Raw genomic sequence first — 10,476 nt, forward strand, 5'->3', positions numbered from 1 at the left:
AGCAGGCGCCTACGCGCCCAGCAGACGCATCGCCTGCATGGTTTTCGCGAAGCCCAGGATGCTGAGGACGCGTTTGAAGTTGTACGCCAACACGCTCAAGCTCATCTCGGTCGCCACGTTCTGGATGCCTCGGGTCAGGAAGTGCGTCCAGCCCATCCAGTGCTTGAGCGTGCCGAAGACATGCTCAACTGTGCTCTTGCGCACCGTCATGGCATTGGGCATCCGGTCCAACCGTTGTTGAACCTTGTCCATGACCACCTCGTGCTCCCATCGCCTGATGCGTCGGTACTCACCCGTTGTGCATTGCGCTTTCATTGAACAGGCGGGGCAGGCACTGGACCAGTAGATGCTGATCTGCAGCCCAGCTTCTTCGCGGCTGAAGCGGCGGATCGCTCGCTGACCCGCTGGGCATTGGTACTCATCGTCGCGAGCGACGTAGATGAAGTCGGTTTTGTCGAACCGACCTTCAAACCTGGCATTGGATGTCATGGGTTTTGGAACAAGCGCCGCAACTCCGGCATCCTCGCAAGCCTTGAGCCCGGAGCCGCTGTAGTAGCCACGGTCGGCAATGGCCTTCAACCGGCGCTTGCCCATCGCATCGCGCGCCGCCAGGGCAATCGGGCTCAGCTGTGCTCGGTCACTGCCGTTGTTCGTGACCTCGTGGGCAACGATCAGATGGTTCTTGGTGTCTACCGCAGCTTGCACGTTGTAGCCCACCATGGCCGTGCCCTTGGCGCTGTAGGTGGTCATGGCGCGCGCATCAGGATCCGTCTGGGAGATTTGATGATCCGGCAGGGTCTCCAGCTGCGCCTTGATCATCTGCAGGCCTTGCAGGCGTTGACGCATCTTCTGGATCTTTCCGTGCAGACGCTCGGTCTTGGCCTGCATTTCCACAGGCTGAGTTCGGTCTGCCGTCTCCAAAGCGTCGAGGTAGCGCTGGATGCTTTCCTCCAGTTCACGCTCGCGGCGCTCGATCTTGCCTGGCGTGAAGTTGCGCTCCCGGTTGTTGACCGCCTTGAACTTGCTGCCATCGATAGCCACCACGGCGTCGGTGAACAACTTCAACTCGCGGCACAGCATCACGAAGCGGCGACAGACATTGCGGATGCCATTTCCGTTGTCGCGTCGGAAGTCCGCGATGGTCTTGAAGTCGGGGGCAAGCCGGCCGGTCAGCCACATCAACTCCACGTTGCGCTGACACTCGCGCTCCAAACGGCGGCTGGACTGGATTCGGTTGAGGTAGCCGTAGAGGTACAGCTTCAGGAGCACCGCAGGGTGGTACGAGGGTCTGCCGGTTGAAGCCGGCGTTACGCCCTGGAACGCCAAGGCCGCCAGGTCCAGCTCATTGATGAAGGCATCAACGATTCGAACCGTGTTGTCCTCTGAGATGAAGTCGTCTAGGCACTCTGGCAGCAATGTCACCTGCTGCCTGTCCTGACCCTCTATGTATCTGGGCATATTGACCCCCGTGTTCAATATGTCCGGGAACTCTACCGGCCGAAGCGTCAGGTCGTGAGAGGGTTTTCACACAGCCTCGCTGCAAAGCAGTCACCACCCGTCTTGGTTGCAACGGCCTACCGTACCGCCGTCCTGCCCTGGCTTATAACTCGATCAAAGGTGAAAACGTGCTCTTGCAGCGCCTCGACGCAGCAGCCGAAGAGGCGCCGACGCTCGTGTCTCGCGCCGTAGCGTAGCTCCACCGCATCGTTGTCGACGGCGGGCAGGCTGCGTAGTCGCAACCGGTTTGTGAGACGGACAGCCTTAAGCAAACACCGGCAGGATTTATTGCTGTCGTAACCCGCTGAACCGCAGCGCTTTCACCACCAACGAAAAAGCCGGCGAGGGTTGGCGCTTGCTGGGGTAGTACAGGTGGTAGCCGGCGAATTTGGGGCACCAGTCCTGCAGCACGCGCACGAGCCGACCCGATTCGATATGTGCCATCAGTTCGTCCTCCGGTAGCAGCGAGATGCCGAGTCCGGCCAATGCTGCGTCCACTTGGGGCGGTGCGGTATTGAAGATCAGCGGCCCATCCACGCGCACGTTGACCTTCCGACCGCGCTTCTCGAAGTCCCAGACATACAGCCCACCGGAAGTCGGCATGCGTTGGTTGATGCACTGATGCTTCGTCAGGTCGGCTGGCGTTTTGGGGATCGGGTTGACGGCGAAGTAGCTGGGGGACGCCACCACCGCCATCTGCAGCGGCGGGCCGATGGGCACGGCGATCATGTCGTTATCGATCGTGTTGCCCATGCGGACACCCGCATCGAAGCGGTCGGCCACGATGTCGCGAAAGCTGTAGTTCATGTCGAACTCCAGCTTGATATCAGGGTACTCGCGCAAGAGCGGCGCGAGCTTGGGAAGCAGAACCGTGTGCAGCACGTGGTCGCCGCAGGTGATGCGCACGGTGCCTCCAGGCTTGTCGCGCAACTCGGTAAGCGCTTCGAGTTCAGCCTCGATCTCGTCGAAGCGATGGCCGATCGCTTTCATGAGTCGCTCACCGGCCGGGGTCGGCGCGACGCTGCGCGTGGTGCGCGTCAACAAGCGGATCTGCAGTCCTTCTTCCAGCCCGCGGATGGCCTGACTGAGCGCCGACTGGGTCACGCCGAGGGTGCCGGCGGCCTTGGTGAAGCTGCCCTCGCGGGCCACTGTCACGAAAGCCAGCAGATCGTTGAGATTGCGTCTTGGCATGTCGGTCTCCGCATCAAACGGACTGATTAGTGAGGGTAATAAATGTATTAAGTATTCATTACCTAGTCAATTCTCTCGCCGATCGGCAAACTTCCATTCAAAGGAACATTGACCATGAAAACCCAAGCAGACACCACACCCGATCGTCGCGAATTTCTGAAGATGGCCGGTACCGGCGTGGCCGCCGCCGGCCTGTTGTCGACGGCTGGAGCGGCATTGGCGGCGCCTTCCAAGACGAGCACCCAATTGCCCAACGGTGCCGACAATTTCTACGCGAGCGACAAGGTCACCCTGCAGAATGTGAGCTTCAAGAATCAGTACCAGATGACCGTCGCTGGGAACCTGTTCATTCCCAAGGCACTGGACCGCAAGAAGCGCACCCCGGCGATCGTCGTCGGTCATCCGATGGGGGCGGTGAAGGAGCAAAGCGCGAACCTGTACGCGACCAAGATGGCAGAGCAGGGCTTTGTGACGTTGTCGCTGGACCTCGCGTTCTGGGGCGGCAGCGAAGGCCAGCCGCGCAACGCGGTCTCGCCCGACATGTACGCCGAGAGCTTCAGCGCTGCGGTCGACTTTCTCGGCAGTCAGGCATTCGTGGACAAGCAACAGATCGGCGCCATCGGTGTGTGCGGCAGCGGTAGCTTCGTCATCAGTGCAGCGAAGATCGACCCGCGCATGAAGGCCATCGCCACGGTGAGCATGTATGACATGGGCGCGGCCAACCGCGATGCGCTCAACCACTCGCAGACGCTCGAGCAGCGCAAGCAGATCATCGCCGCGGCCGCCGAGCAACGGCAGGCGGAGTTCAGCGGCGGCGCAGTGCAGTACACCGGTGGTACGGTGCTCACGCTGGCTGCGGACACGCATCCCATCCAGCGCGAGTTCTTCGATTTCTATCGCACGCCGCGCGGCGAGTTCACCCCCAAGGGCGCATCGGCGCGCAACACCACCATGCCGACCTTGACCAGCAACGTCAAGTTCATGAACTTCTATCCGTTCAACGACATCGAGACGATCTCGCCGCGGCCCATGCTGTTCATCACGGGTGACCAGGCGCATTCCAAGGAGTTCAGCGAAGACGCCTACAAGCGGGCTGCGGAACCCAAAGAGTTGTTCGTCGTGCCGGGCGCCGGCCACGTCGACCTGTACGACCGCGTGACGCTGATCCCGTTCGACAAGCTGACGTCGTTCTTCAACAAGCACCTCATCGCGGCGAGCGCCTGATGACAGCGCAGGCCATCGACATGACGGCAGACAGTGCCGTCTTCGAACAGGGGGGCGAAGCGCAGCCTGCGCATTGGGGCGGCGTCTTCGCGATGACGCTGTGCGTCTTCGCGCTGATCGCTTCGGAGTTCATGCCGGTCAGCCTGCTCACGCCATTGGCGTCCGACCTCAAGGTCACCGAAGGCATGGCGGGTCAAGGCATCGCCATCTCCGGCGTCTTCGCGGTGGTCACGAGCCTGTCGATCTCGGCGATCGCCGGCAGGATCAAACGCAAGACGCTGCTACTGTCGCTGACGGCGATGATGTGCCTCTCTGGGGCCATCGTCGCGATGGCGCCCAACTATGTGACGTACATGGCGGGCCGTGCGCTGATCGGCGTCGTCGTCGGTGGCTTCTGGTCTATGTCGGCAGCCACGGCCATGCAGCTCGTGCCGCCCTCCAAGGTGGCGCGGGCCCTGGCGATTTTCAATGGCGGGAATGCGCTGGCCACGGTCGTGGCCGCCCCGCTGGGCAGCTACCTCGCCTCGATCGTGGGCTGGCGCGGTGCCTTCTTTTGTCTGGTGCCGGTCGCGGTAATCGCATTCGTCTGGCAGTGGTTCAGTCTGCCGGCGATGCAGGCACAGACGCGCGCAAAGGGCTCACTCAATGTCTTCAGGCTCTTCAAGAACCGGCGGGTCGTGCTCGGAATGCTCGCGGTGGGTGTCTTCTTCATGGGGCAGTTCGCGCTCTTCACTTATCTCCGGCCTTTCCTGGAAACGGTGACGCGGGTCAATGTGTCGACGTTGTCGCTCGTGCTGCTGACGCTGGGCGCCGCAGGCTTCATCGGCACCACGGTCATCGGCCGATTTCTGAAGCTCGGTTTTTACGGCACGCTGACGACCATTCCGGTGCTGATGGCTGCGATCGCGGTCGCGCTGATTGCCGTTGGCACTTCGGTGCCCGCCACCACCGTGCTGCTGGGCATCTGGGGCCTGGTGGCTACCGCCGCACCGGTGGGCTGGTGGCTGTGGATCGCACGAACGCTCCCTCAAGACGCCGAAGCCGGCGGCGGGCTCATGGTGGCTGTGGTCCAGCTCTCCATCGCACTGGGCTCGACCTTGGGGGGCTTGCTTTTCGACGGCAGCGGCTACCAGAGCACCTTCGCTTTCAGCGCCGGTCTGTTGCTGGTCGGTGCGTTTCTGGTTTTCTTAACAGCGCGTGCAGACCGTACGAAATCAACATGACCCAGAAACGCAGTCCGTTTGCAGAGACGATCAGACCGTTGCGTCCGTGGCGCCTGCGCCTTGCGAGCTTGTGCATCGGCCTGCTCGTGATCGGTGAGAGCCACGCCGAAGCACGCATGTGGATGACCGTCGGCGAACGTCGTTTGGCCGTTACCTTGGCCGATACGGATGCCGCCCGCGCGTTCGCTGCTCGACTGCCGCTGACGCTCGACATGAGCGATCTCAACGGCAATGAAAAAAAGTTCGACTTGCCGAAGGAGTTGCCTGCGGCTCCCAGTAGACCGAGAACGATCCGCAATGGCGACCTCATGTTGTATGGGGCGAATACCGTGGTTCTCTTCTATCTGACCTTCGATTCTCCGTATTCGTACACGCGTCTTGGTCGGGTGGATGACCCGAACGGTCTGGCGCAAGCGCTCGGGCAGCGCAGCGTACGGGTCCAGTTCTCAAGGGACTGAAGACTTGGCTTGGAAGTGGCGCGGGCCGAGACGCGCAAAGCCTGCGAATTTCGCACCGAACCACGGAGCTATTAGCCAAGCTAATAAAGGCATTAAGCGTTGCTCACGTAGTCGATCGGCGGAGTGTTTGACACAGTAGACCCGGCGAAGAACGACAGGAAGAAGTTCGCATACACAGCACCGGAACGCCCGCGAAGGCTTGGTCGGTTGCCACTGCCTTGCATTTTTTTCATAAAGGACAACGTCCATGCCCCACGAAATCCAGAGTGACTTGCCGGCCGAGCTCAGTGCCGACGAATCTGCGCTCCTTGCTCAGATGCCGGAGCTGAACGGCGTCGGAAAGTCACGCCGCAGCTTCATGATGCAAACCGGAGGTGGCGGCATCGGCCTCTTCGCCGCGAACCTGCTGGCGACCGAGTCCGCGCTCGCTCAGCTACCGCCGGTCCCCGGCGCAGCGTCGGCGCCCGTCGTGGCGCAAAACGTCGTGAAGGTCAGCTTTCTGGTCAACGGCGCGGCGCAGACACTAGACATCGACTCACGGGTCGTACTGCTCGATGCGCTGCGTGAAGGCCTTGCGTTGACAGGCTCCAAGAAGGGCTGTGATCAGGGCCAGTGCGGCGCTTGCACCGTGCTGGTGGACGGACAGCGCGTCTTGTCCTGCCTGACCCTGGCCGCGACGCTTCAGGGCCGTGAGGTCACCACCATCGAGGGACTGGCAACAGGCGACCAGCTGCACCCCATGCAAGCCGCCTTCATCAAGCACGATGGCTTCCAGTGCGGCTACTGCACGTCGGGCCAGATCTGCTCCGCTGTCGGCATGCTGGGCGAGGCCCGGCGCGGCCAGGTCAGCCACGTCACCGAGAACGTCGGCAAGACCACAACGCGCCTGACCGACGACGAGATCAAGGAGCGCATGAGCGGCAACATCTGCCGATGCGGTGCCTACCCGGGCATCGTCTCTGCCATCCAGGAGGTCCACTCGGGCCGCCAGGCGGCCCAGACCTGGGGTTTCGCCACCGAGACACAACTGGCGACAGCCATCAAGGAGGATGGCCATGCGACCGTTTGAATATGTCCGCGCGGCGGATGCCGCCTCCGCGACCGCCGCGATGTCGGCTATGCCGCAAGCCAAATACCTTGCAGGCGGCAGCAATCTGCTCGACCTGATGAAAGAGGACATCGAGCGTCCGATGCGCCTGGTCGACATCACCCGCCTGCCGCTGCGCGAGATCCAGCGCACGCGCTCCGGCCTCTCCATCGGGGCCCTGGCCACCAACACCGAAACGGCCAACCATCCGCTGATTCGTGAGAACTACCCGCTGCTTACACAAGCGATCGTCGCGGGCGCCTCGGGGCAGTTGCGCAACATGGCCACCAACGGTGGCAACCTGTTGCAGCGCACGCGCTGCAACTATTTCTACGACACGTCCATGCCGTGCAACAAGCGCGAGGCTGGCAGCGGCTGCGGCGCGCGAGAGGGTCTCAACAGGATCAGCGCGATCATGGGCTGGAGCGAGGCGTGCGTGGCGACCTATCCAGGTGACATGGCCACGGCGTTGTACGCACTCGATGCAAAGGTGCGCGTCCGCGCGCCGGACGGACGCGAGCGGCTCATCGCCATCACCGACTTCCACCGGCTGCCGGGCGACACGCCGCAGCGCGACAACAACCTGGAGCACGGTGACCTCATCGTCGCCATCGAGCTGCCGGTGCCCGCAGGCGACTTCGCGCGCAACTCCCACTACCTGAAGGTGCGCGACCGTGCCTCGTACGCCTTTGCGATGGTCTCGGTCGCGGCCGCGCTGGACATGGACGGCAGCAGGATTCGTCAGGCGCGCGTGGTGCTGGGCAGCGTCGCGCATAAGCCCTGGCGCAGCGCCGAGGCCGAGGCCCTGCTCGTGGGCCAGCGTGCCGACGAGGCGACGTTCAAACGTGCCGGCGAAGCTGCACTGCGCGATGCACGGCCGCTGGCGCACAACGCCTACAAAGTGGAATTGGGTCGACGTTCTGTCGCGCGTGCGTTGATGCGCGCCGCGCGCTTGGCGTGAGAAAGGGAATCACATGGCACGCTATCTAGGCAAGGAAACGACCCGCGTCGACGGGCTCGCCAAGGTCACCGGCAAGGCGAAGTACACCGCCGAGTTCCAGATTCCCAATGTCAGCTACGGATTCATCGTGCTGAGCACGGTGGCCAAAGGCCGAATCACGGCCATCGACACGCGCGAAGCCGAACAGGCGGGTGGCGTGATCCGCGTCTTCACGCACCTGAACGCGGGCAAGCTCGGCCCGGCGCCTGCGGCCGGCGCGCCGGCCGCATGGTCGTGGCCGCTGCAATCGGACCGGGTCTTCTTCAACGGCCAGCCGATCGCGCTGGTCGTTGCCGAAAGCTATGAACAGGCGCGTCACGCGTCAAGGCTGGTGAAAGTCACTTACCAGACTGAGCCGCACAACTCTGACTTCGCAACCGTGCTGGACCGTGCACTGCCGGACCCGGATACAGCGAAGGGCAAACCGCGAGGCAACCCTGTCGCCGCGATGCAGACCGCGGCGATCAAGGTCGAGGCGGAGTACCGCATTCCCATCAACCACCACAACCCGATCGAGCCGCATGCGGCCATCGCATTCTGGCAGGGCGATCAGCTCACAATCTTCGACAAGACCCAGCAGGTCTACGGTGTGCAGGCGCACTTGGCAGAAAGCCTGGGCGTGCCGGCCGAGAACATCCGTGTGGTGTCGCCGTTCGTGGGCGGCGCCTTTGGCGCATCGCTCAAGCCGAACTACTACCCATCGTTGACGGCGATGGCGGCGCGCGAGCTCAAGCGCCCGGTCAAGGTGGTCTACACGCGCACCCAGATGTTCACCGGGCATGGCTACCGGCCGTACACCATCCAGAAGATCGCGTTGGGCGCTGACCGCAGCGGCAAGCTGTCGGCCATGATCCACGAGGCGTTCCACAACACCTCGTCGTTTGAACCGTTCTCGGATTCGACCACCGGCTTCACCCGGCAAATCTATGCCTGCCCCAATCTTCACGCGCCGCTGAAGGTCGCGGCGACGGACTTGGCCACGCCCACGTGGATGCGTGCGCCAGGCGCGGTGAGCGGCATGTTCGCGCTGGAAAGTGCGATGGACGAGCTGGCCTACGTGCTCAAGATCGATCCGATGGAGCTGCGCCTGCTCAACTACGCCGAGGTCGACCCGGAGAGCGGAAAGCCTTTCTCCAGTAAGTCGCTGCGCGAGTGCTACCGCCTCGGCGCCGAGAAGTTCGGTTGGAAGAACCGCAAGCCCGAGCCGCGCTCGATGCGCGACGGCCGGCTGCTGGTGGGCTGGGGCATGGCCTCGAGCGTCTGGGGTGCGATGCAGATGCCAGCCAGCGCGCGCGTCACCTTCCGCGCCGATGGCACTGCGGGGGTGACCAGCGCGACCAGCGACATCGGACCGGGCACCTACACCGTGATGACCATGATCGCGGCCGAATTCCTCGGGCTGCGGCTGGACCAGGTGCATTTCGAGCTGGGCGATACCAGGCAGCCCAAGGCGCCGGCGCAAGGCGGCTCGTGGACCACCTCCAGCGTGGGTTCGGCGGTGCGTGGCGCGGCGCTGGCCATCGGTGCAAAGCTGCTGGAGCTGGCGAACCGCGATGCCGCTTCGCCGTTGAAAGGCGTGAATGCTTCGGACATCGAAATGCTCGATGGTCGCTTGCGCCTCAAGAGCGATCCGGCGCGCTCGGTGAGCATTGCCGAAGTTATGCGCCACACGGGAACGAACGAGATCACCGAGAAGTTCGATTCCACGCCGTCGCCAGAGCGCGCCAAATACGCCTCGCTCGCGCACGGCGCCCAGTTCGTCGAGGTGAAGGTCGACCCGGACCTAGGCACGGTGAAAGTCACCCGCGTGATCGAGGTCACGGCCTGCGGGAAGATCCTCAATCCACTGGCTTCACACAGCCAGGAAATCGGCGGCGTGGTGTGGGGCATCGGCATGGCGCTGAAGGAGGCGACCGAGATCGACCACCGCTACGGGCGCATCATGAACGCCAACCTGCAGCATTACCACGTGCCGGTGAACGCGGACATTCATTCCATCGAAACCATCTTCGTCGAGGAAGAAGACACTATCGTCAATCCGTTGGGCGTGAAGGGCATGGGGGAATTAGGCATGGTGGGCATCCCGGCCGCCATTGCAAACGCAATCTTCCACGCCACTGGCAAGCGCGTGCGCGACCTGCCGATCACTCCGGAGAAGTTGATGTGATGGCGATCGACAGATGGCGACCTCATCCCCAGAAGCCATTGAGTCAATTCAAGGAAAACAGGCCAACCAGATGAACCTCAGGATGATCATTGACGGCGCCGTCATCGCAACTGCGACGCTTGACAACACCCGAAGCGCCGAGGATTTCGCTACCCTTCTCCCGCTGACGTTGCATCTGAAGGACTATGAAGCAACAGAGAAAATTGCCGGCCTACCGAGGCAAGTGACAACAGAGGGCGCGCCTGACTCTTACACGCCTTCAGCGGGTGACATCTGCTTTTACGCTCCGTGGGGCAACCTTGCGTTCTTCTACAAGGACGGCGCTCCTTCAGAAGGACTTGTGCGCCTTGGAAGTTTTGCGTCTGGGCTCGATCAGCTTGCGCAGGACGGTACAAGCAATGTGGAAGTGAAGGTGGAACTGTCCTGCCCATAAACCATCGTTCTATGTTTCTTAGGGCCGCCAAGAATCAAAAGCCATGGCATTTGAAGGCTGCTTCAGACTGAGGCTGTGTGAAAACGCATTGAATCCGTGAATACCGTCGCCTAGATTGAGACAACGCCACGAACTGGGTTGCCACATGAAGCGATTCATCGAGCCAGGGGATCGAAGCCAGATCACGCTGCTGCCA

Annotated in this window: 9 protein-coding genes; 7 read left to right on the top strand and 2 right to left on the bottom strand. The window is 62.4% G+C overall.

The features are described 5' to 3' along the window. Positions 1-9: 9 nt before the first annotated feature. Together ACZYSP_RS30775 and ACZYSP_RS30780 are read right to left on the bottom strand one after the other, a co-directional pair. On the bottom strand, positions 10-1,458 hold the full coding sequence (locus tag ACZYSP_RS30775) for an IS1182 family transposase (RefSeq protein ID WP_093083108.1): 1,449 nt from the start codon (positions 1,456-1,458) through the stop codon (positions 10-12). Between the two features lie 324 nt (positions 1,459-1,782). After that, positions 1,783-2,688: a LysR family transcriptional regulator gene (locus ACZYSP_RS30780; protein WP_093083046.1), complete on the bottom strand. Its 906-nt coding sequence runs from the start codon at positions 2,686-2,688 to the stop codon at positions 1,783-1,785. A 114-nt stretch (positions 2,689-2,802) separates the two neighbouring features. Between ACZYSP_RS30780 and ACZYSP_RS30785 the strand changes: the two genes are divergently transcribed. From ACZYSP_RS30785 to ACZYSP_RS30815, 7 genes are all read left to right on the top strand, one after another. Next, complete coding sequence (locus ACZYSP_RS30785; RefSeq protein WP_354339570.1) at positions 2,803-3,912, top strand: alpha/beta hydrolase; 1,110 nt, start codon at positions 2,803-2,805, stop codon at positions 3,910-3,912. A gap of 92 nt (positions 3,913-4,004) precedes the next feature. Continuing rightward, positions 4,005-5,135, top strand: coding sequence for an MFS transporter (locus ACZYSP_RS30790; protein ID WP_218149821.1), 1,131 nt, complete (start codon positions 4,005-4,007; stop codon positions 5,133-5,135). Beyond that, positions 5,132-5,593, top strand: coding sequence for a cyclophilin-like fold protein (locus ACZYSP_RS30795; protein ID WP_256217042.1), 462 nt, complete (start codon positions 5,132-5,134; stop codon positions 5,591-5,593). The genes ACZYSP_RS30790 and ACZYSP_RS30795 overlap by 4 nt, the downstream gene beginning before the upstream one ends. A gap of 247 nt (positions 5,594-5,840) precedes the next feature. Beyond that, positions 5,841-6,662 carry a 2Fe-2S iron-sulfur cluster-binding protein gene (locus tag ACZYSP_RS30800; protein WP_093083049.1) on the top strand — a complete coding sequence of 274 codons (822 nt, stop codon included), beginning with the start codon at positions 5,841-5,843 and terminating at the stop codon, positions 6,660-6,662. Next, positions 6,649-7,641: an FAD binding domain-containing protein gene (locus ACZYSP_RS30805; RefSeq protein ID WP_354339569.1), complete on the top strand. Its 993-nt coding sequence runs from the start codon at positions 6,649-6,651 to the stop codon at positions 7,639-7,641. Before ACZYSP_RS30800 ends, ACZYSP_RS30805 begins: the two co-directional genes overlap by 14 nt. Positions 7,642-7,654: 13 nt before the next feature. Next, on the top strand, positions 7,655-9,847 hold the full coding sequence (locus ACZYSP_RS30810; RefSeq protein WP_093083051.1) for a xanthine dehydrogenase family protein molybdopterin-binding subunit: 2,193 nt from the start codon (positions 7,655-7,657) through the stop codon (positions 9,845-9,847). A 13-nt stretch (positions 9,848-9,860) separates the two neighbouring features. Beyond that, entirely contained in the window at positions 9,861-10,280 is a 420-nt protein-coding gene (locus ACZYSP_RS30815; RefSeq protein ID WP_256217043.1) for a cyclophilin-like fold protein, read from the top strand. The last annotated feature ends 196 nt before the right edge of the window (positions 10,281-10,476 follow it).

This window comes from Variovorax sp. F042 (genome assembly GCF_057814215.1).

Coding starts and splice junctions, on each gene's coding strand:
- ACZYSP_RS30775 (WP_093083108.1), bottom strand. CDS start 1,458: ATGCCCAGATACATAGAGGGTCAGGACAGGCAGCAGGTGACATTGCTG.
- ACZYSP_RS30780 (WP_093083046.1), bottom strand. CDS start 2,688: ATGCCAAGACGCAATCTCAACGATCTGCTGGCTTTCGTGACAGTGGCC.
- ACZYSP_RS30785 (WP_354339570.1), top strand. CDS start 2,803: ATGAAAACCCAAGCAGACACCACACCCGATCGTCGCGAATTTCTGAAG.
- ACZYSP_RS30790 (WP_218149821.1), top strand. CDS start 4,005: ATGACGCTGTGCGTCTTCGCGCTGATCGCTTCGGAGTTCATGCCGGTC.
- ACZYSP_RS30795 (WP_256217042.1), top strand. CDS start 5,132: ATGACCCAGAAACGCAGTCCGTTTGCAGAGACGATCAGACCGTTGCGT.
- ACZYSP_RS30800 (WP_093083049.1), top strand. CDS start 5,841: ATGCCCCACGAAATCCAGAGTGACTTGCCGGCCGAGCTCAGTGCCGAC.
- ACZYSP_RS30805 (WP_354339569.1), top strand. CDS start 6,649: ATGCGACCGTTTGAATATGTCCGCGCGGCGGATGCCGCCTCCGCGACC.
- ACZYSP_RS30810 (WP_093083051.1), top strand. CDS start 7,655: ATGGCACGCTATCTAGGCAAGGAAACGACCCGCGTCGACGGGCTCGCC.
- ACZYSP_RS30815 (WP_256217043.1), top strand. CDS start 9,861: ATGGCGACCTCATCCCCAGAAGCCATTGAGTCAATTCAAGGAAAACAG.